Genomic DNA, 21,167 nt, shown 5'->3' with positions numbered 1-21,167 from the left:
CTTTCACTACTTGTAGGCTACTGGTGCAGACTTTCGACTCTGTAGTGCTCTATATTTGCCACAGGAAAATCTTGAATGAATGCTGAGCCTTTACTTCGTTTCATCTCTAATCTGTTGATCAACGTCCTCATGATCTGACTGTACAAAAGATTCTTTGGAATCAGGAGTATAGTTACCCGAGATCCCCCCGGTTCCCCCTTTTCCCTTAAGCACTTCAATGGCTTGCCGAATCACAGGCGGAATCGGAGCACCCAACTTACCCCCGTTTTCAATGATAGACAACAACTCATTTGCGATATAAAAAAAGGCGACCGCATCCCTGAACAAATGTCCGTCTCCCAGAACACCGTCCACCAGATGAGCCACCGATACCATTGCAAATATAAATACCTTCCGCGCAATACCGAACATGCCGACATTACTTTCTAACTTGCCACTCATACCCGCAGCCACGATGCCGGTTAGGTAGTCGAGGATGACGAACACGAGCAGTACGTCGAGCACGCCTGACCAACCTCCGAAGAAGTAGGTTACTGAGCTGCTCATGAGTGCAATTCCCCATTTCCATAGGGTGTCCCATCTTTCCATGGTTTCACCTCATTGTTATTTGTGATCTATTCAAGAACTTGTTAAATGGATTGAATAACCTAGCAGGAACAGATCATGAAATTTAATAAGTCGAAATGAGTTCAGAAGCTACATCTATAACCGCCGAACCCTTCGTTGCCGCGGCGACAGTCGAACCGGATATGTATACAACTGCCTGGTCAAAGAGAAATACGGATATTTGGCGATTAAAGGCCTTGCTGTTAAAAGCCCCTCTGTTAAACACGGCATTCCCCTTTAATATAAAAAGCCCCCTGATCACTCCAGAAGGTATAAAAATAGCGCTTCGATTTCGGAACCCCTTTTATATCAAATCATTAAAACCATATTTATTTTCTGGATCGTTATTCTGGACAGCTTCCCTTACTACGCGCCCTTCTTCAAGTGCTAATTTCATCACTTCACCATGTAGCCTTACAACAACTTCAATCGGAGTTACGATGCCGTAGAACACGTAACCGTTGCCCCAATAAATTGAGTCTTTGTTTGTAATTGGATCAAGAAATGTAAATTGCTTTTCCTTAATCCATTCAATAACTTTTTCCATGTTTTTTCTCCTTTAAGGGGTAATAGTATCAAAGAATGCAATTGATTGGACAGTTATTGATCTGCTATCATTTCGATTAATAACCTGAAAAGCTTTTTGTTGCGTCATCCAATCAGTTACGCCAATAGCATTAGAGCCGCTAGTACGAGGACTAATAAATTGTTCAGTTACAAAAGTTGTATTAGGATCACGAACAACATTGGGATTGTCTCCTACAATGATTATTCCATACACGGTATAGTTAGTGTCTTTGTCAATATTATTCATCAGTGTTAATTGTGGTTTTTTGAAATAACTAAACAATGTATATGAACTAGCGGGTATAGACTTTATATCTGCTATTCGCTGAGCAGAAGCGGGAGCAATAGAGATATCCGAACTATAATATCCAAAAGGTTTAGTCTGACTTACATTAGAAGGAACAATTGTTCCTCCCCCTCCCCTATTCGGCATCGTTCCGGTGACACCGTTGGCTGAAGCGTTGCTGAATGTTGCTCCCACAAGAACTTGTGCTGCTGTTGCGTTGCCCGTGGCTCGAATTACCCCAGTCAGTTTGTTAATGAGTGTGTCCCAGGACTCGTTTGTGGATGCCGGTATACCTATGGAGTTGAGAGCGGCAACCACATTGGCTTTTCGCTCAACTCCAAGCTGCTTTGCCGATAAAGCTTCATTCATCACAATTTTTACTGCTTTTGGGGTAGCGGCCGAAATTTCTTCATCACTATCCACTGCATTCGATAACTGAACCTTACCCTTCTGCGTCAAAGACGCATCGGGAACATCTATCTCCCCTACTGCTTCACGAATTTCCTCTAAATCTTGCTTAGTCGCTACACCCTCATCAACCTTCTCCCAGTTCTGATCTAAATACTTATCCAGATCAAAATAGGTTGTCGATGGCGAGGAACGGTCAATTTTATTCAATCCCAAATTCGGTGTTTTTGGTTCATTCATCTATGCTCCACCTCCTGCAAATTTATCCTGCCGGGTCTGTTCGATCTCCTCCAGCGTCATGCTTTCAACCTCCGAGATCGTCAAATACCGTAGACGGTACTCTACGGTCATATGTGCTGGTTTAATATCCTCAATCGCTGCCTTCAGATCATCCAGATTGGGCGGCAAACCCCAAGTGTCGATGAATCGGATTCGGATCAAGTACTCCTCGGGCGTAACGGATACATCAATCCCGCCACTTTCGTAGGCCTGCGCCACGTTCTTGAGCATGGAGCCTGAGACTTTGCCGCTGCCGCGCATTTTGGAAATGATTACGGATCTCCGCTGGTCTTCTGGCTTGGCTTGATTTGTAGGAATCTGCAAATCCCGCTCATAACGTTCCAATGCCCAGGTCGCAGACTCCGGGTAGAATTGGTCCAGCACACTTTCCAAACCCACAGTAAGCTTGTCTAACTCTACCCCTTCGGTCTCGGTAAGAAACTGCATCTCCAGCACATTTTCATATAACGGGGGCAAAAGAGTCATTAATGCCTCTGCTTTACTCATGTCACCTTCACCGTCCCAAGAACGGCTACTGCACCGGGGGCGATCTCCAGATTGGACATCCCACCATTCACCAGCAGATCACTGTAATCGATCACAGGCGGGATATCCAGAATGACATTCGCAATCCGTGTCCAACGAACCAATGGATCGGCAAAAGCCAGTTCTTTCAGATATGCCGTAACTCCCGTTTCAATCAGTGTCTTCACGCCCTCATACGTTGAACCAGAAGCAAGTGTGACCTGTACCTCCACATCAATAGGAACCTCTTCCGCTCCCACTACTGTAACCACAGGGCCGATTGGAGCAGCACCTTCGCCCATTCCATCCTGGGATGGATCGATATATTCTTGCACCGCCTTAATGACCGCCTCAGCAGGTGTTTTCATTTCATTATTCAGCAATGCCACTTTGACTGTACCTGGCCCGTCCCATAGTGGAAAAGCCTTCGCTTTGCCCACACCGGAGTTTTCCCGTGCCCATAATTCATACTGATATTTGTTGGCACTCGTAACCGGACGGGAAACTTTATCCTGATAGCGATCATACAAGGCCTGATCCGTTTCCTCGTCTTCACCAGGAACCAGCAACTGTGTCAATTCAGCCGTCGTCAGGCCGGCAATATAATCAATGGGCAGCAGAGCCCCCGTATACTCATTACCTTCCGCTCCTGCAACTTCACACTCCAACACATATTGCCCTGCTGCGATGCGTTCCACAACAACATACACCCGATCCCCCGTGGAAAAACGACTCTCCAAAGGAACCTCAACAGGCTTACCTTCGTTGTCCCGAAAACTTCCAGCCCAACGTGCCTTCGTGGCCGCTTTTCGACTAATGCCAGACCAAGCCACCGCGCGATCCAGATACTCTCCAGATGCTGTATCTGCAAACTTCAGATTGGCGTTCACATCCAGCTCGATATACATCTGAGCCATTTCTACAGCCGCAGGCGCAAGCGCATCATAGATAATGCTGCCTTCACGTTTATCCACACCATCTGGTACCCTATCCAGCATTCTATTTAGAATAATTTCAAACGTCTGCCCTTCATACATCCATGTTCACCTCCGTCTCTTCCCTGAAGCTGCCAAAATCCGTTTCCACGGTAAATGAAACCCGTACTCCATCGGCCTCGTGAACGAATTCGAACTCCGTTACATCCGAAATCCGATCATCTGGAAGTAACGCTTCGCGAATCCAGCGTTCCAGTTCTGATTCAACCATGGATCTCCCGGCCATTCCTTCCCAGGACCATTCCATTCCGTAATCCGAAGAATAGATTAGATGTTCGTAGCGACGTGTCGACAAAGCTTTATACACCGCCTGTTTTACCGCATCTTTTCCATCCAGTTGCAGTCTTCCAATTCGTTGTCCCGAAGCTTGAAATACATACGTCCGACTTGGAAGCACAGCAGCTTCTTCCTGATCTGCGCTAATCTGTGCACCTTGTGGAATCATGGATTCACCAGCCGATCCAGCACGACAAAGCTGTCTCCACCTTGAACACGCAACAACAGAACATGGTCACCCACGGTCCAAGCTTTGTTCACTACGGATTCCGGCAGTACCAGAAAAGGCTCAGCCAATGCCAACCGCTGTTCAACGGTAATCTCCAGAGGCTGGGTACTTGTTACGCTTCCGTACATTACCTGAACGGGAGACTTAGCATCTACAGCGGCTACCGCCGCCTTTTTAATCACGTCCAGCATCATTTATCGTTACACCACCTTCAAATCCAGCGACATCGTATGCACACCGCTCTGTACCTTATGCGTACATTCGTCCACCAGAAAATATTGATTAATCTTGAGTTCATCGATCTGGATGTTGACAAAACTGCCTGCCCTCACCTTGAAATCGCCAAGCGCATCCACTTTCAACGTCTGCGTCTCACGGTTACGGAGGGTCATCAGGGTCTTCAGCATGTCATCAATCTGGCCTTCGTTCAGGCCATCATCCGCTTTTTGGTACAAAAAAAGCAGCCCCCATTGACGGATGCTGCCTGAATCCTGATGAACAAACGTTTCTCTTTTTCCCGTATCCTTGTTATCCCGATAAAGCTTGATTTTGTTATACGTCTGGTCATCAATAGACCTTGTATAGCTGTAATCTGTGAGTAGACTGTTATCCCCAATGACAAAGCCGTAAGGCATCTCTTCCACATCCCGAAGCACAAGCTTGCCGAAATCATCGTAGAAGATGTAGTTTTTGCCGCCATAGATAAGCGTTCGGTCGAGCGCCTCACAGATCATGTCGATCAGCTTTTTATTATCAAACAACATGCGTGGAATAACATATTTCGGCTGGATTAGCTCCCCCACTTTCAACTGAAAGTCGGTAGCAATTCGTTTGATCACATCTGTAGCGGTTGCGTTAACGAACTTGTACGTCTGATTTGCGGTTAGATAACGAGTCTGGTCGTAGGCTTTGATTTTGACACTTTCGTCCTTGCCACTATCCACCGAGAAGATATATCCGTAAAATATGCCTACCTCGTTGCTGATATATTTCACAACATATCCATTCTCATAGGTGAATTTCTTATTCTGGTACAGACTGCCCTTGATCAACGTGAATTCCAGAGAGGAAGGTTTGCCAATGCGGGAGGTTTTGTACGTAATGTCGCCAGCAATTTCGCTAATGTCCCAGATGTTGCCCTGCTTGTCATCCAGCAATAACCGTTCCTTCATGTTTGCCAGCTTATCATCCAGCCTGATCTGCTCTTGCATATTGCCTCTCCTTTCACGGAAGCTTGATCACAAGTCCAATCGGCAGCTTCTTCAGTTGTGCATCTTTGATGCTATTCAACTTCTGCAGCTCTTTCCAGCGAGATCCATCTCCCAGATGGGCTTTGGCTACAGACCACAAGGAGTCTCCTGCTTTGAGTGTAACCGTCTGGGGCTGGATTTTTTCATTGGGCCGGGAGGCTTTGGTTTTTGTTTTTGAAGCAGCATTATCCTTGCTATCCTTGAGCGGTACTACTTTTTTGGCGGCATAGAAAATGAACTGCTTCAGCTTGATATCATACTGGATATCCCCCACTGTACCCGCTGTCTCTTTCCAATCGAAGCTCTCAATGGAAACCGCCATATTAATGGTATACCTTGCACTGGAAAAGAACAGTCTGACGGGTCTGCCCGTCTGCATCCAACGGATGATCTTTTTTACATATTCATAGGGATCACGGTAAAACTGCTTCTGAATTGCCGGATGGCTTGCATCGTAGTTCAGATGGTACGGACTGTAGTCTGCCGGAAAAATCCCGCTGAAACTGACTTCACGCAGCTTTGGCGACTTGATCACGTTAATTTCACCCAAAGCGCTCACGTTAAACGAACTGCCGTCTCCCGAATCCGAAAACTCAATGCTCTCTGGTGTCACCGGGAAAAACATGTATTCAGAGCGGTTATTGAAGCTGAGTTGAATATAATATTCCACTTATCCATACACCCCCTGGGCACTGGAGACGATCTGACTGTTCAGTCCATCAGTGATTTTGCTGATGATGCTGTCCACGTCATGTCCGCTGTTGATATCACCCGTAGTAACCTGAACGGTTGGCGTAAGGCTGACAAATCGCTGAATCGCCTGCATCTCGGCAAGCTCACGCATCAATTTCAGATCCTCGCTCGTCACATCCACTGTGCCGTCCACGTCACCGATCTTGTCCACCTGTCCGATATTGTTGATTTTGTTGATGTTACTCATATTGTTATTGGGAACAACGGTGTGAGCAGGTGCAGTTGGTATCGATGGCATGGAAGGTGTTTTGGGAGTTGAGCCGCCGAAGTTTCCAAGTAATTTATCAGAACCGTTGGGGAATAAGCCTTTGGTGGTATCCATCAAATCGTTCCCCTTGTCAAATCCCATATCAAATGCATCCTTATAGTCCGCAGAAGCGTCCATTCTCCACAGGCTAACAACGCCCTTCTGGCTCTCAGGAGCACTCGCTTCAAGATCACTCATTAATCCCTGTATCTTACTACTCATTGAATGAATGTTAGCATCATCCACTAGTTTAATACCGCCCCAATTGGTCCCGAAAATCTTATTAAGATAGGGTATTAATTTGTTTATACCCCCGATCATCCAGTTGATCTGATCTTTGAAACCACCTGCAAAATCCTCAATTCCCTTTGTAATGTTGAACAGAATTTGGAGTACAATGAGTCCCATATCAACAAACAACTTTTGGAATGCATAGGCTGGATCTCTGAATACATTAATGACAAATTCGGCCCAAGATATGAAATAATTCAGAATAGATGCAAAAATTGATTTCATATACTCGTAAGCCATATAAAAATAACCTATAATCGCTCCCACCATATCCCCAGCTGTAACACCACATAATTGCAAAATGAAGATAAGTCCTGCAATAGCACCAATGACAAGCAAGATAGGCCAGTTAGCTACCAACCATGCCACAGCCAGTGAATAAACCTGAGCAATTACAACTCCGAGCGTAATAATGATATTGGCTAGGAGCACTAAAGCAATGGCAGTTAATATAGGTCCGATGATAGCCCAGTTTTCTTGTACAGCTGTTGCAAAATTAATGAATCCTTCCATAATAAAAGCTACAACTTGAGCAATAATTGCGAAGGCACCACCAATCCATTCGATGAAAGCACTGAACTGACCTGAGCTTATGGCTTCGTTTAATCGGTCAAGCACAGGTGATAAAACTTCCAAAGCTCTTGTCCCGATTTCAGATAGTATTCCATTGAACTGATTGACCAGAGCCGTCCATTTTTGCAATGGAGAATCAAGCATTGTATCAAAGGCTTCTTGTGTGTAGCCCTGCATTTCAAGTACCGTCTGCAATCCCTGTATGAAGCCATCAAGGTCTTTCGTCTGTATAAATTCATCCAATCCAGCTCCGTTTAATGCACTTTCCGGGATGTTAAATTGACTCGCCAAATCTCCGTTTTCTCCATTCATGGCACTAACAATGGCAGCAGACGCCTCGGACAGATTTTGTCCATCCGGTGACAACATACTCAGACGTTGAGTTAGTTGATTCAACTGATCTACCTGCCCTGTATTTTGTGCCAAAGGCACGAAGCCTAGAGAAGATTTGAGTGAATCGTTGACATCCTGGCCATTCTTGGCGGCTTGCTCGCGATACTTATTATAGATGCTTTCCCCAAGCACCGGATCTTCTGCGGCAACCATATAACGATATTTGAAGTCTTCTTGTTCAGCAGCCGCTTTTAACACGATGCTTCCAGCCGACTTTACCATTTGCATCCACTTGGAGAGCTTATTCAGATTATCACCTAACGAATCACTTGTATCATCAGCCGTATCCTCCAGCTTTTCCATCAAATTAATGGTCACATTCATTTGCTGGTTTATTTGATTAAAGTGGTTGGATATGTTGGTTTGATTAAATTGATTCAAATTAACATGGTTAATCTGGTTGAAGTTGTTCAAAATTTCGGTTGTTTTTACCTGAACTAGATTTAAGTTATTGATCAGATTATTTATGGATGGAGGATTAATTACGGTGATACTTGTATCGGACATTCATTTCTCCCTCCTTTCCTTTTTATTTCTTCCGGGCGCGATTCTTGGACCGTTCTTTCTTCTCTTCCTCTACCCGGATGGAGATCATCGCATAAATGGCCGCTCGTTCTCGCATAGAGAAGGCCATTAGCTCATGCGGCAAAATGTTTAATTCATGGAGAGCGTAATAAGCCAGATTGGCTTCGGAATCGCCCTCTTTAATTATTTTTTTACGTCATCCACCAGTTCGTTCATGTCCTGATTGAAGCCGTTCAGCTTCTGAACCTGTTCACCGAGCGAAGCAAATTCCCCAGGCAACAGCATTTTCCGCAAAAGCGATTCCGCCCCCATCACGCCATATGACCGCTGGAGTTCTGCATTTTTCAAATCGGGAAATACTACACTTGCGCTCATCAGGCGAGCCATGTAATCATTCGCATCGATGTCGGGTGTGTAGACACCGTTCTTGCCCTTGATTTTGCGGGTAGCCGCCTTGCGGCATTCCTGGTTCTCGTCCTCGGTCATGCTGCGCAGTTTCCAGGCAACCGGCTCGCCCTTCTCATCCTTGAAACGGGGGGATACGATATACTCCTCCGTTGTATCCGTTGCTGCATTTTGGGCAAAAAACATACTCAATCCACTCATGTATTGTTCCTCCTCTAAAGTTAGGCCCCCCGCCGCAAGATGCGGCGAAGAACAGTATATTGACACGCCAAATAGCCCGTAACACAGGCAAGTTGAACAGGTTGCTTTTACAAACCCGCTGTTGATTTATTCTCTTTATTTCTTAGAGTATTAAGCTTTCCACGCCACACTTTACTTCGGCAGATTGAACGATACAGGCATATCGACATCTTCAAATGTAAAGCTCACTTCTTCCTCCAGCGCCTCTGCCTCGGTATCCAGGGATGCCATAATCACACTGTCGAGGTTGACGCCTTTGAGGGTCACGGTCTGTTTGCCAATTGTAGAGGAAGGATCTTCGTTGGTCACTTCAATGTCGAAGTATGTGTCCACACCATTCTGCATGTACTGGAGCATAAGCTCACGGAAACGGGATGTGGTATAAAAGATCGTCATGGAACCCGAGCCAGACCAACCAGTTGCTTTGTGCTGTACGCCGCGGCGGCCCAAGGTTTTGACCTCTGCTTTTTGTTTCTCCACCGTTGCTTCCAGCGTCTTCACATAGAACATTTCTTCCGTCTGTCCGTTAATCGTTGCGTATGCGCGGCCTTCCTGGCCGGAGATTGTGTCGCTTGCTTTCAAAAATGCCATCTTAAACCACCTTCACTTTCATATATACTTTTTCAACGGAATCCACAGGTTGGACCTGAATCTCGATCAGAATACTATCGGTTTCATTCCCCGGAGCAACAGTGATATCTGTTTTGGAATCAAAATTTTGAATCGCCCCAATATCCTGAAGCTGCTTCAGATAAGTGACACATTGGGAACGGAACAGGCTGCGCCCATCTTCGTTGTTGTTCACTTTGCCGATGTAGTAGGACTCGAAGATCCGTTTCATATCGTTAGCTATACCATCAAGTACACGGACAACACGGTTTTTGGCAAAATGACGTGCCTTATCCGGTGTCACCGAACGGAACGTATTTACATCCTGCTCCACCACCGCCCGGTTGCTGCTCGCGGTAAAGACAAACTCGCCATTACGCAATGCTGCTTCTGTCTCGGTATGTGTCAATCTGCCATTCACATCCACGGCATCGTCATACACACGGAACGTCAGGGATTCATTCAGATTAGCCCCGGCTGTTGCACCAGCAGTCCAAGCTACCGTTTGTTTCGGCGTAAGAACGGTACCGTCTGCAAGTACAACACCATTTTTCACACTGATGATTCCTTCATGATCTGCTGCAGGATAATCGGACAGAACCAGTTGCACCTTCTTGCCTTCGGTATCACGCAAGCGCTTGATGTAAGCTGTGTAAACAGACTTAAGTGTGGCATCGTCTGAGATCAGACCAACCGTGTTAAAATCCAGTACTTCCAGCTTGGTCAGGAAATCGGAATGCTCCTGGTTCGTTGCTGTGCCATCCAATCCACCTGTTAGTGGAAGTGATGCTGTAGCTGTAAGTGCACCTTCACCAGTAAATGTGACGTATTCGTTGGACTCCAGAGCTTCGATGGTGGATGAAGTTTGTTTGTCCACTTCTTTACCCGCAAGCAACGTGGAAACGTCCAATTGTTCCGGGTCATTGATATTTGCTGAGATTACAACAGCCAGATCATTACCACGCACACCACCGTGTTGGGCTGTCACTGTCAGTTTGTCCAAGGTTGCCTTGGCTTTGGTACCTGTATTGAGTCGATAAAGAAGCAGGGTCTGCGCGCGTTTCAAAGCTTCGCGGATGAGCAGTAATTGCGGTGCTGTCCAGTCATAGCCCAATTTGGCTTGTACATCTTCACCTGCTTGTACCGTCAGGATTGTACCTGCTTGCCCCCATGACAATGGAAGCGCCAAAGCGACCGTTCCTCGCTCTCCTACCGTACCCGGCAATGAGCCCTCTGATGCAAAATTCATATATACGCCGGGGCGTACCTTGTTTTGTGTTGTCCATGTTCCTCCAGCCATTATTGTGCCTCCCCATTCATAAATTGTTGGATGTGTTGCTGTGCTTCTTGCAAGGTGTACGTCTGTTGGTTCAGCAGAACTGCTGCCAAAATGTCTTTCTCCATCCGGCTGAGTTGCCGGGATTCGGCGAACTGTGATTTGCTGTATTTTGGGTTGTTTTTCTGTTGAGCTTCCGGATTTTTAGGATCCTGTTCTTTTTTCGTAAACATCGCCAATGCGCCTCCTATTCCTTTCATACTGATCCCCTCATTCGGTTAGTTAAGTTTAATAAAAAAAAAGCTATACTGACCACTCCAAGGACAGGATAACTATCGTTACGTTAAACTCATATCGTTATTCTCTCGTAGCTTTAAGTGCGGTAGGTCGCTGTTCCAGTTGTTGCATGGTAGCGGCGGACTCCGACACTTTGGTGGTTCGCATGGTGTAGTATACCAGCATTCGCGGTGTGTCGTTCTCCGTCTCCCAACGCATTTCCGAAGCGCGGTAGGGGGTGCCTTCCACGTTGATGGTCTCCAAGACTTCGAACAACTCGTCCGGAAGGGTTGCCGGGATATCGTTTGGATCGAGCCACCGAATTTCAAAGGCGTGAGATTGCACGAAGCGATCGCTGCGTTCCCGGGTGAGTTGGGCGGATAGTAAGCGGTAGGTCATGCCTATAATGTCCGGGATGGGGCTGGTGATGCTATTATTAGGATGGATCGGGATGTTAGGGAAATGTTGCGTGAGTGTAGTTGCGATGGCTGTGGTTAGTTGGTTTGTGGTCATGGTTCACCTCCTACCCGAAATTTTAAGCAATGAAATATTATACTAATTTGTAATTGAGATCTGCGTCCAAAATCACACCACGATTTATATATATATTTCCATTATCTGCAGGAGCACCTGTAGGGATGTTTATAAAACTTTGATTCGCAGTCAGATAAGGATTTAAAATACACCCTTCAGCAAAATTAGTATTTAATTCATATATTTCTGAAAAAATATTGTCATTTGTAACCTTCATAATTAGCTTGTCCCGTAAAACCATAAGTATTGATGAGTAAGTCCTAGCCTGATTATTTGCTCCGTATTTAGAAGCATAAAACGAAGATAAATCGTAAGTTGCTACTAAATTAATTGAACCATTAACATTATTTATTTCATATTTCTTTAACAAAGTATAGTTAGGTCCTGAATCACTTGTTCCTGGAAGAATGTACAGATGACTATTGATATAGTCAAAAACAATACTTTTTGGAGGATATTCTGCAGTAGAACCATCTGTACGCCAATTAATTGCTGAAACAACTTGACCACTTATATCATCAATTACTCTTATTCCATATCTTGTTGCATAATTCCCCATTAACACTACGTAGTTTTTTGAAGGATAGAAATAACCTACTGTAGAACCTAAAGAAACAGACCACTTTATCGAGGAATTCATACCATTAGTTCTAACTATATTTCCTGCCTTATTGTAGTAATAACACGAACCATCCTGAGCTATACCAAGTATTCCATAAGAACCTCCCCTTGAATTCTGCCCATCTGATTGAGCGAACACTTGACTCCCAGAACCGTTACCGCTCCCGCCCCATCTTCCAAATCTTATATCTCCAGAGTAAGAATCACTCGATTGATAGTAATAATACTCTGAATTTGGCACAGCAAAAATTACATTTCTTGCCTGATAATTAGAATCATTAAGACCAGGAACTCCAAAAGAGCCTTTATACTCGCCCTTAGTATCGTACTTATTATACTTATCACCCAATATTGTATAGATATATGAAGCATTGTAACATGTGTAAGATATTGAACTTGAAACGCTCATGAAACCATTCAATGCAATTAATGGTGGTGAGATTTTATCAGAACTAATTTTAGAGTTTGGGCCATATAGTTTCTGTATTTTGTTATTGATCTCACTCCACTTTTCATTAGTAGATGTTGTTACTCCTTTGGCGTTAATTGTATCTACTATTGTTTCCTTAGCACTAACGCCAGATTGAAAAAGCACATCATAGTCCGCCTGTGTAGGCATTCTAATCAAAGTAGGTGTAAACTCAGTATCTTTCACAGTAGAGATCGGACCGGTATCAAACGTATGCACCCCGGCTTGGCCCAATCTAAAAATAATACCTCTAGCTCCCATATTAGAATGCGTTTGTTTGAAATAATATTTATTGCTCGTAGGGTGAATATAGCAGTTATGGCCCATTAGGAAAAAGCCAGCAGTTCCTGAAGAGATAGTCCCCCAAGAACTAACTGTAAGAGGGCCTGAAATATCCCCTCCTGAGCGCGGCAGACTTGCATTCTTCGCATTCGTCTCAGCCGTAATCCTCGCATCTCTAACAGCCTTCTCCGTAGCAGCCAAATCTTCACGGGTCCCATCAACTGCATTGGACAGTTGGACGATACCCTTATCTATTAAGGATGCATCATTAATAACGATTTCCCCAAGTTTCTGATCGGTATATAACTTTACCTCTTCAATATCATCCCTTGTAGGTACCTTTTTCCATGGCCCCCATCCGACATAGTAGTTCCTTTGAAAAACTTGTAGGTTACTCGGTTCAAAGGTTGTTAGAGTTTGGACCACACCAGCATGTTTTTCTACTGTCAAATGAAAGGCTACTCCTACTGGGGAATTGGCTAAAGTCCCTACTGTGGCATTCGTTGGGCAATAATATTCCCCTTCTGTAATGTAGCTATTAAGATCAGATTCCGCAGGTATAAGGATGGATTCACGTGTTGCAACACCTGCATCAATCTTTTCAAAAATCCCGTTAATACTCTCCCGGGTCACATTCTCGTTCCCCAAGGGAAGAGGTAATTTCAGTCGATCTGTTTCTTTTGGCATTACGCCCACACCTCCAGTTCATTCCACGTCAAGGACGCGGCATCGAGTTCGTCCCATGTCATCTGTTTGTCGTCCAGATCATCCCAGACCAGATAACGATACTCATACTCCACGGCCATATGGGCCGGTTTCAATTCCTCAATCGCCCGTTTGAGATCATCGATATTAGGCGGAATGCCCATCGTATCCACAAAGCTCACCGTAAAACTCCACGCTTCCGGCTGAAACGTTACATCCACCTTGCCTCCGGCATAAGCCTCAGCCACATTCGCAACCAGCCTGCCTGAGAATTTACCGGCACCACGCAGCTTCGACTCCACCACAGCACGCCTTTGTTCCAAAGGTTTGAGACGATCCGTCTCAATGCCGAGCTCCTGCTCCCAGAAGTCCAGCCCCCACGTCGCTGTACGGACAAAAAATTGCGCCAACGTCTCATCCAGCGCCTGATACAGCATATCCATCTCGGTACCTTTGGCCTGCATATCCGCCTGCATAACGCGCGAAGTCTCATAATAATTTGGTAAATACGAAAACAGCTCCCGCCCTTTCTCACTCGTCAGTCCAGCATCTACAGTAGAAGGAGCACTCATGACCAGCATCCTCCTTTCCTTTCACATCAACGTATACAGCTTCGCTCAAATGCTGCGCTCCCGAGCGGCGTACCGCACGCCCCAAGCACTCTTCTGGCCCACCACTTACTTCATTTCCAGCTGAACCGGATGCCGCATAGTCAGAACATTTCCGATGTCCTACATTACCGCTGCCCCCACATCCGTACTTTGCTCTCACCATCTGCCCAACACTACTCATGCACATCCACCGTCCCCAACACGGCCACCTGACTCGCGGTCATCTCGATATTCTGGTCGCTCACACCGTTCACGGTAAGCTCTGAATAGTCGATAATGGGCGGAATATCCAGCAGGATCGCGGCAATGCGAGTGTAACGCACGAGCGGATCGGCAAAAGCCAACTGCTTCAGATACGCGGTCACCCCGCGTTCGATCAGTGCCCGTACATCAGTCAGTGTCGCATCACTTGCCAACGTCAACTTGACCTGAATATTCATCGGTACTTCCTCGGCTGGCATTACGGATACCACTGGCCCCGCGGGCGCAACACCTTCACCTTGTCCATCCTGCGTTGGATCGACGTACTTCTGTACGGCCGCCACCAGATCGGTACCAGCAGCACGTTTGTCCGTGTCCAGCAGATACAATCCCACCGTGCCTGGCCCCTGCCATAACGGAATAACACGCGTTGCACCAACACCTGGCACTTCACTGGCCCATTGCACATATTGCGACTTGTTGCCGCTTGTCCCTTGGTTGCGGACTTTGGCATAAAAGCGTTCCAGCAGTGCCGTATCGGTCTCAATATCCGCACCGCCTTTGATCACCTCAACGTTCGTGACTGAAGTCACGCCACTTACAGGTGTAGACAGTACTGTTACCGTGCCCGCAGGCACATTGCTCTCTTTTCCGGCAACAAGCGCTCGCACGCCTACCCCCCCGAAGCCCTCGGCATCCAGTTCCACACGTCCGACTGTCTCATATTCGAGCGAAGCTTCAGCAGACACTTCATCCGCGAGCGTAGCCACGACCGTTCCAGCAGGCACTACTTTCCCCGGCGTACCCATGAACCTCACCGAACCCTGCGCCGCCACCGCAGCCCGCCGAGTAATGCCGTGCTCTCCCGCCCGCAGATCCAGTTCTTCCGAACGAAAATTCGGATCACTGCTCGCAGCCGTACTTGCAAACCCCCGCCGGAGTAATTCCTGTGCCCACAAAGCCGCTTCAGACAGCATAAATGCAACCGGAGCCTCCGCATCCCACAGAAACGATCCTTCCGACTTATCCAGATCCGCGGGCAGACGATCCAGCATACGCTGCATTATCTGTTCCTCCGTCTGGTCCTCCAAATAACGCGGAATCTCAGCCATCCCGTCAGATCACCTCACTTTCCAGAATAAACATCTCTTCCTGCACACTCGCCACCCGGCACGAGAACATGCACTGCTCCCGATTCCAATCGAACGTAAACTGGTCCACCGAATCCGTGCGTGGATCAGCCAGCAGCGTCTCCGTGACCATCCGGGTAATCTCACTTTCCATCACACCCCGACTGTCACCCTGCCCCACCAGATCCTCCAGCTCCGAACCATAGTTTCGAGAGTAAATCACATGTCTGTACCGTGGCGTCTTGACCGCCTTGATGCACCACTGTACCCACGCTTCATGTGCGTCAGCCGCAGCCACTTTGCCACTTGGGGTCAGCACAAAATCCCCTGCATCGTAATCGAATCGCCAGCTCCGCCCAAAGCGCACCTCTTCCGAAGCCGCCCCCGACAGATCCTCCTCATCTCCCCAGACCACACCCGTTTCCGGGAACAAACTAGGCATTGGCACTCACCACCTTACACAGCACCACAATGTCGTTACCGCCATTCACCCGCATCGCCAGTACGCGATCTCCCGCTTTCAATCCTTTACCAAGAGACCACACCGCTTCTTCCACTTCCTCTTCTTGCAAAAGAAACCGTCCCGTGCCCGTCGTTCCGCCGTTTGCCACGTCAGATATACCCGAGATCGCGCCAGCAGCCTCGCGCTCCGGCAGTCCAAGCGTGCCCGGCAACTCGGCCACGAGATAATCCTGCACTTCGTGTTTGAAATCATCCAACTTCACGCCGGATGAGGTCATCGTACCCAATACCGCGCCCATGCCGCTCACGGCCTGACGAGAATGTGTACTCATCGCTCCCCGCATGACGTCGGCAAAATGCCCATACGGATCATCTTTATTCAAGGTAATACCTCCTTTTCACCATCTCAGCTGTACCCAGTTCCAACGTCATCGTTCCAGGCCCGGCAGACAAATCACGGCTGACCGACATGACGATTAGCTTCAGTCCTTTCAACAACACTGCGTCCCCGGCGCGAATCGTATTGATATCCGGTGCGGATATCGTAAAGGTCTCCTGAATCCCCGTCAGATGACTTTTCGCCAGTTTCTTCGCTGCGTGTGTCGATTTCACCTGATCGTCCTCGACCAGCTTTTGCAATGTGCCCAGTTCTTCCACACCATTCTGCTCAATCGCGAGCACTTTGGATGGAACCTCTTTGCCACTTCCAGACTCCGACGCTGCCATCACCTTCACTTTGGTGACCGCTCCTTCGAGCGTACGCATCTGGGTCAGATCAATCAGCCGATCCAGCTCATACACCTTCGCGTTACTGCCGACCTGAAATAGCTGCAATCCGCCGGGTGTCATCCGTGGATGATACATCTCCCCACCAGACTTGGCCGTTTCCTTCAGATCAGCAAACATCATCGAAAAGATCGTCTGTGACCGATACACGGCTTTGCCCAGCTTGGTCTTCGTATCCGGCAGCGTGCCGTATGGAATCTTCCACTCTTTGGCGTAGGTTTTGAGTCGTTGCGTAGCAGTCTGATCCTTCGGCAACAGGAACTCGTCCTCTGATTTTTCCAGATAGATCATCCGGTCGTACACCGTGAGAGATAGCCGCTTGGTGCCGCTGTTGGAACTCTCCACCTCCCAGATGACCGCAGGATGCAGCAAATGAACCATGGATTTTTCGCCAAAAGGAACCCCGCTAATCCGCACCGCCATGCCCGGTGAGATCGAAGGCAGACCCGAAGATGCAGACACCGCCAGCCGGATGTTGGCCTGATACGCAATCTGGTCCAGCGAGTCCTTCAGCGTAATTGTCTCTACCAGCTTGGTGATGTCATATTTGTCGTCGACAATGACCTTGTAGGTCATGGCATCACCAGCTTTTGCCCGGGCTTGATCCGGTTAGGATCAGTGCCGATGATCTTCTTGTTGAGCTTGTAGATCTCGTTCCATTTGGAACTGCTGCCCAGCTCAAGCTTTGCTATTTTGGACAGAGAGTCACCGGATTTGACGGTGTAGGTCTTGCTAGACTTTTTCAAATCCGTACGAGAACCTGACTTGCTCCCGGATGCAGCTGAGCCGACCTTCTCCACCTTGGAATCCCGCCATGTCCGCAGGGTTAGGTCGAAATAAATATCTCCCGTCTCCCCGCCGCGAAAGCTTGAGTTAAGCGAGACAATAAAAACAGGCACGTTCACGCCGGTTTCGGAGATGATGAAACGCAGTGGCTTTTTGGAGATCAGAAACGTGTTCAGCACATTCATCGCCACACGCGGATCTAGAAAAGATTTTTCATCCATGCAATAGGACGGATCAAATCTTTTTGGGAAAAAAGAAGAGAAGGTGATCTCCTTCACCTTCTCCCCTTGTGCAAAATCAAACTCGCCATGCTCCAACATATTGACCGTTTCATATCCCTTAGACCTGGAAATATTAACTTCTTCAGGGTTCACTGGGAATTGAAATCGAGTATTGCCGTCCTTCAATGTAAATGACATTTTGTTAGGACCAACATTATCTTCAAGTACTGACATATCTGCGGCCTCCTTTCTGCTTAGGCCATAATCGTTTTACGATTTTGCATCGCACGGCGGAACTCGTTAGAGATCCGTTGCCCCACATGGTGAGAAACTGCGTCATAATCAATTGCGTTCTCGCGAACCGTCACCTGTACCGTTCCCGGTGCAATATTGATCGCAATCTGATTGGTAGTTTCGGTTTTGAAATCCTTCAAGTAACCGGACAGACTGCTCATCTGGTCTTCAGATATCTGTACCGTCATCGTGGACGATTTCCCATTCGTCTGCGCACCGTTACCAAGCGCCATCGCTTGGCTCTGCATCATGCTTGTTCCAATGAATCCAGCAGATGTAGGCTGACCGACTTTGCTGTTCATATAAGCCGTTGGGCCTGTCATGGTCAGTGCCGGTGGTATATAGGCAGGTGCCATCTGCGGCACTGTTGGTACTTGCGACGGTGCAGCTACTGTTGCTGCCGAGACCGTCTTCTCTTCTTTTTTGGAACCAAAGCCGAAGAAGTTGGATATGCCATCGGTGATTTTTTTTGTTTTCTCAGAGACATAATCGGCTGCACCCGACAAAGCATCCCCTACACCCTCGGTAGCACTAGACATAAAGTTTCCAATATCCTTCGCTTTGTCTCCAATCCAGCCGCCTGCTGCACTTCCGGCCCAACCACCTACTGCACCACCAACCCATGTCCCGATGCCAGGCAAAAGTACACTACCGATGGCGCTACCAATCGCAGTACCTGCTGTGCCACCAATCATGGAACCTACCGCTCGACCCCGCTCCTCGGGAGGTGCAGTTGCAACATTCGCTACATCAGCGAGCATGCTAATTGGACCAAGCAACCTTTTGGCTCCTTTGGCAAAGCCTCCACTCAAGCTGTCCATCAACCCACTACCTGCCAGCATATCGGTTAATGATCCGAGTGAACCAGAGTCGGCAAAACCTAAGCCACCCATACCTCTAACTCTTCGTCCTCTTCTCCCATTTCTATTTCGATCGGGTGGAGGATTAGGCGGATCAGGTACAGGTGGCCTCGGTACCGGATTTGGTCTTGGGCCTGGATTAGGTCCATTGCCTGATCTTCTACCACTTCGGGAGCCTCGTCTGCCCCGATCAGGGCCACCTCCACCGTTCGCATTGGGTGACCGAACTCTGCGGTTCTTGCCCATCTTTCCACCTGTACAACAGCAGCATTTGGAAGCAGGGCTTCTGGTTGGATCTGGTGGAGGACTATCTACTTTTTTCTTTTTGAAACGATCAATAATATCTCCAATGTTGTTGAACGCATCCATAAAACTATTAGCTACTTCTAGTGCCTTTTCCCACCATTTTTTTGGTTCTTCTTCCTTCGAATTGTTAGTGATGTTTTTGTTGTTCTGAATCATGATAGCCATAGTTGGACCTGATGGTACTCCTTTACCCATCGCCACTTCGATCTTCTGTCGAACCTCAAGCGATACTGTACCTGAAGCCATAACCATCTGATTCCTGAAACTATTCAGTTTCGCCAATGCGCGATCCAGTTCTGGACTGAGCTTATCAATCAACCCAATCGTCGGTGTAATACGCAGCCTGCTGATTCGCACGGCCATACTATAAACATGCTCCAACCTGCGTCCTGTCGTTCTCAGTTCATTGTTCACCTTAATCAGACTCTGATATCGAACTCTTCCCAGCCGTTCCGTAGAACGCTGGATCTGATCCAGGTATCGAAGGGTTGTCCGCATTTCGGCATTGGACTTGGATAGACCTACAATCATTTCTGCCATTTTTTCACCTCCTGCCTTATATTGTTATCGATTCATTTGCGAAGTGATCGCTGACATTTCCTCTTCCGAGAACGCAATCAACAGCGAACGCTCCCCGCGTGGCAAAGACCAGAACTCTCCGGGCCGGAGATGATGACGCACCCACATGTGATACAGGAACGTGGTCATTCCGCCGGAGTGAATCAGTTTTTTAGGTCTTCAATCTCCACACCGAAGCCGGACAGCTCCAGCACTTTATCACCTACAGCATCCAATTCACCCGCGAGCAGCATACGGCGAACCGCCTGTTCTCCACCAGACAGCTTCATGCGACCGGTAATGCGTGTATCTCCCCAGCCGGACAATTCCAGGCTACGGACTTTCAATTTCACGGTTGCTTCGGAAATGAGAAGCGCGTTAAATGTTTCCGTGTCCACCTTTTCCTCGGTGCGGCCTTTGGTCGTTTTTCGAATTGTACAGCGTTCGCGAATGTGATCCACTTTGGAAGACGTCAGTCCACGCAAGGTCAACAGTAGATCCAGACGCTGAATGCGCACATTCTCCTCTGGCAAACGTTCTGCTGCTTCAAACAACTGATCCAAAATCTGTTCTTCGGACATATTTTCATTCATACTCATTGGGCGTTTTCTCCTTCTTGCTCACATTTGGCAATCATAATGGTACACTAGCCACTCCGATGACAGAATAACCTTCCGATCGCTGTTATCCCCAGATTTTTTTGATTCCCCTCTTCAAGGGAAAATCCGGGGATAAAGGCGAACGCTCCACTTCTTCACGTTATTTCTGTCCTCTCCGTTATCGTGTAGATACTAAATTTGCTTTAAGTAGACAACAAAGAGACCGAGATCATCTCGGCCTCCATTAAAGTCCTTTTTAGTTCGCCACAATCGGATTTAACAATTCAAATCCTTCAAACGTAAAGCCCGTTTCCTCCGGTACTTCCTCACCCGCTGTCCAGTTGGCAAGCTGGATTTTGTCCACCATGCAACCTTTTAGCAGAACACTCTCGTGTCCATACGATTCAGGGTCGTTCAGCTTCGAAATAATCTCGAATTTGGTGAAGCCGCGCAGGATCATATCCGAAGTGACCTTGTACCCCGTCATCGTGCCGGTTCCTTTTTTTGCGCCGTTTTTGTGCACTTTCCAGTCGTTACCGACTAGGTTCAGCTCCCGCTTTTCAATCTCCACACTCGCTTCCAACTTGTTAATGTTCGTCTGCCACACACCATCGATATGTAGCTGACCATGGGTACCGAGAATTACTCTTGACGCATCCAACATATTTTTTCCTCCTTGAAATTAAAAAATATCGTGTAAACCATCCGTTCAATGTATAGTAATTATTTTAGA

At 47.3% G+C, this 21,167-nt stretch carries 27 protein-coding genes; all 27 read right to left on the bottom strand.

Annotated elements, in window-relative coordinates; genetic code table 11:
- Positions 1-90 precede the first annotated feature (90 nt).
- A complete protein-coding gene (locus NLBNIHML_RS23770) occupies positions 91-588 on the bottom strand; it encodes a phage holin family protein (protein WP_494352932.1) in 498 nt (165 codons plus the stop codon).
- An 82-nt stretch (positions 589-670) separates the two neighbouring features.
- On the bottom strand, positions 671-832 hold the full coding sequence (locus NLBNIHML_RS23765; protein ID WP_494352931.1) for a hypothetical protein: 162 nt from the start codon (positions 830-832) through the stop codon (positions 671-673).
- Positions 833-910: 78 nt separating this feature from the next.
- Complete coding sequence (locus tag NLBNIHML_RS23760) at positions 911-1,153, bottom strand: hypothetical protein (RefSeq protein ID WP_494352930.1); 243 nt, start codon at positions 1,151-1,153, stop codon at positions 911-913.
- A gap of 12 nt (positions 1,154-1,165) precedes the next feature.
- Positions 1,166-2,107, bottom strand: coding sequence for a tail fiber protein (locus tag NLBNIHML_RS23755; RefSeq protein WP_494352929.1), 942 nt, complete (start codon positions 2,105-2,107; stop codon positions 1,166-1,168).
- Positions 2,108-2,653, bottom strand: coding sequence for a putative phage tail protein (locus NLBNIHML_RS23750; RefSeq protein WP_494352928.1), 546 nt, complete (start codon positions 2,651-2,653; stop codon positions 2,108-2,110). It lies immediately after the preceding gene.
- Positions 2,650-3,708 (bottom strand): baseplate J/gp47 family protein, encoded by a 1,059-nt coding sequence (locus tag NLBNIHML_RS23745; RefSeq protein WP_494352927.1) that lies wholly within the window; start codon positions 3,706-3,708, stop codon positions 2,650-2,652. Before NLBNIHML_RS23745 ends, NLBNIHML_RS23750 begins: the two co-directional genes overlap by 4 nt.
- Positions 3,701-4,111 carry a DUF2634 domain-containing protein gene (locus tag NLBNIHML_RS23740; RefSeq protein ID WP_494352926.1) on the bottom strand — a complete coding sequence of 137 codons (411 nt, stop codon included), beginning with the start codon at positions 4,109-4,111 and terminating at the stop codon, positions 3,701-3,703. The genes NLBNIHML_RS23745 and NLBNIHML_RS23740 overlap by 8 nt, the downstream gene beginning before the upstream one ends.
- On the bottom strand, positions 4,108-4,365 hold the full coding sequence (locus NLBNIHML_RS23735; RefSeq protein WP_494352925.1) for a DUF2577 family protein: 258 nt from the start codon (positions 4,363-4,365) through the stop codon (positions 4,108-4,110). The genes NLBNIHML_RS23740 and NLBNIHML_RS23735 overlap by 4 nt, the downstream gene beginning before the upstream one ends.
- Positions 4,366-4,371: 6 nt before the next feature.
- Positions 4,372-5,382: an XkdQ/YqbQ family protein gene (locus tag NLBNIHML_RS23730; protein WP_494352924.1), complete on the bottom strand. Its 1,011-nt coding sequence runs from the start codon at positions 5,380-5,382 to the stop codon at positions 4,372-4,374.
- Between the two features lie 13 nt (positions 5,383-5,395).
- Positions 5,396-6,091, bottom strand: coding sequence for a LysM peptidoglycan-binding domain-containing protein (locus NLBNIHML_RS23725; RefSeq protein WP_494352923.1), 696 nt, complete (start codon positions 6,089-6,091; stop codon positions 5,396-5,398).
- Positions 6,092-8,185 carry a phage tail tape measure protein gene (locus NLBNIHML_RS23720; protein WP_494352922.1) on the bottom strand — a complete coding sequence of 698 codons (2,094 nt, stop codon included), beginning with the start codon at positions 8,183-8,185 and terminating at the stop codon, positions 6,092-6,094.
- A gap of 201 nt (positions 8,186-8,386) precedes the next feature.
- Positions 8,387-8,809, bottom strand: a complete 423-nt coding sequence (locus NLBNIHML_RS23715) for a phage tail assembly chaperone (RefSeq protein WP_494352921.1) — start codon at positions 8,807-8,809, stop codon at positions 8,387-8,389.
- 171 nt (positions 8,810-8,980) lie between these two features.
- Positions 8,981-9,439 carry a phage tail tube protein gene (locus NLBNIHML_RS23710; RefSeq protein WP_017690162.1) on the bottom strand — a complete coding sequence of 153 codons (459 nt, stop codon included), beginning with the start codon at positions 9,437-9,439 and terminating at the stop codon, positions 8,981-8,983.
- Position 9,440: 1 nt separating this feature from the next.
- Complete coding sequence (locus tag NLBNIHML_RS23705; protein WP_494352920.1) at positions 9,441-10,757, bottom strand: phage tail sheath family protein; 1,317 nt, start codon at positions 10,755-10,757, stop codon at positions 9,441-9,443.
- Positions 10,757-10,966: a YqzN/YkzM domain-containing protein gene (locus NLBNIHML_RS23700; protein WP_494352919.1), complete on the bottom strand. Its 210-nt coding sequence runs from the start codon at positions 10,964-10,966 to the stop codon at positions 10,757-10,759. The genes NLBNIHML_RS23705 and NLBNIHML_RS23700 overlap by 1 nt, the downstream gene beginning before the upstream one ends.
- Positions 10,967-11,090: 124 nt before the next feature.
- Entirely contained in the window at positions 11,091-11,522 is a 432-nt protein-coding gene (locus NLBNIHML_RS23695; protein ID WP_494352918.1) for a phage tail terminator family protein, read from the bottom strand.
- A gap of 37 nt (positions 11,523-11,559) precedes the next feature.
- Entirely contained in the window at positions 11,560-13,602 is a 2,043-nt protein-coding gene (locus tag NLBNIHML_RS23690) for a tail fiber protein (RefSeq protein WP_494352917.1), read from the bottom strand.
- Positions 13,602-14,192, bottom strand: a complete 591-nt coding sequence (locus NLBNIHML_RS23685; RefSeq protein WP_494352916.1) for a YmfQ family protein — start codon at positions 14,190-14,192, stop codon at positions 13,602-13,604. Before NLBNIHML_RS23685 ends, NLBNIHML_RS23690 begins: the two co-directional genes overlap by 1 nt.
- Positions 14,152-14,412, bottom strand: coding sequence for a hypothetical protein (locus NLBNIHML_RS23680; RefSeq protein WP_494352915.1), 261 nt, complete (start codon positions 14,410-14,412; stop codon positions 14,152-14,154). Before NLBNIHML_RS23680 ends, NLBNIHML_RS23685 begins: the two co-directional genes overlap by 41 nt.
- Positions 14,405-15,544, bottom strand: a complete 1,140-nt coding sequence (locus NLBNIHML_RS23675) for a baseplate J/gp47 family protein (RefSeq protein WP_494352914.1) — start codon at positions 15,542-15,544, stop codon at positions 14,405-14,407. Before NLBNIHML_RS23675 ends, NLBNIHML_RS23680 begins: the two co-directional genes overlap by 8 nt.
- Positions 15,545-15,548: 4 nt before the next feature.
- Positions 15,549-16,004: a DUF2634 domain-containing protein gene (locus tag NLBNIHML_RS23670; RefSeq protein ID WP_494352913.1), complete on the bottom strand. Its 456-nt coding sequence runs from the start codon at positions 16,002-16,004 to the stop codon at positions 15,549-15,551.
- Positions 15,997-16,407: a hypothetical protein gene (locus NLBNIHML_RS23665; RefSeq protein WP_339240237.1), complete on the bottom strand. Its 411-nt coding sequence runs from the start codon at positions 16,405-16,407 to the stop codon at positions 15,997-15,999. Before NLBNIHML_RS23665 ends, NLBNIHML_RS23670 begins: the two co-directional genes overlap by 8 nt.
- Complete coding sequence (locus tag NLBNIHML_RS23660) at positions 16,400-17,386, bottom strand: XkdQ/YqbQ family protein (protein ID WP_494352912.1); 987 nt, start codon at positions 17,384-17,386, stop codon at positions 16,400-16,402. Before NLBNIHML_RS23660 ends, NLBNIHML_RS23665 begins: the two co-directional genes overlap by 8 nt.
- Complete coding sequence (locus NLBNIHML_RS23655; protein ID WP_494354753.1) at positions 17,383-18,015, bottom strand: LysM peptidoglycan-binding domain-containing protein; 633 nt, start codon at positions 18,013-18,015, stop codon at positions 17,383-17,385. Before NLBNIHML_RS23655 ends, NLBNIHML_RS23660 begins: the two co-directional genes overlap by 4 nt.
- A gap of 56 nt (positions 18,016-18,071) precedes the next feature.
- Positions 18,072-19,817, bottom strand: coding sequence for a hypothetical protein (locus NLBNIHML_RS23650; protein ID WP_494352911.1), 1,746 nt, complete (start codon positions 19,815-19,817; stop codon positions 18,072-18,074).
- A gap of 182 nt (positions 19,818-19,999) precedes the next feature.
- Complete coding sequence (locus NLBNIHML_RS23645) at positions 20,000-20,434, bottom strand: phage tail assembly chaperone (RefSeq protein ID WP_017690174.1); 435 nt, start codon at positions 20,432-20,434, stop codon at positions 20,000-20,002.
- A gap of 256 nt (positions 20,435-20,690) precedes the next feature.
- The gene (locus NLBNIHML_RS23640) at positions 20,691-21,098 is read right to left on the bottom strand and encodes a phage tail tube protein (protein WP_105600731.1); all 408 of its coding nucleotides are present in this window, start codon (positions 21,096-21,098) and stop codon (positions 20,691-20,693) included.
- Positions 21,099-21,167 lie beyond the last annotated feature (69 nt).

The organism is Paenibacillus sp. JNU01 (genome assembly GCF_059130585.1).
This window is presented reverse-complemented; position numbering and strand designations above follow the sequence as displayed.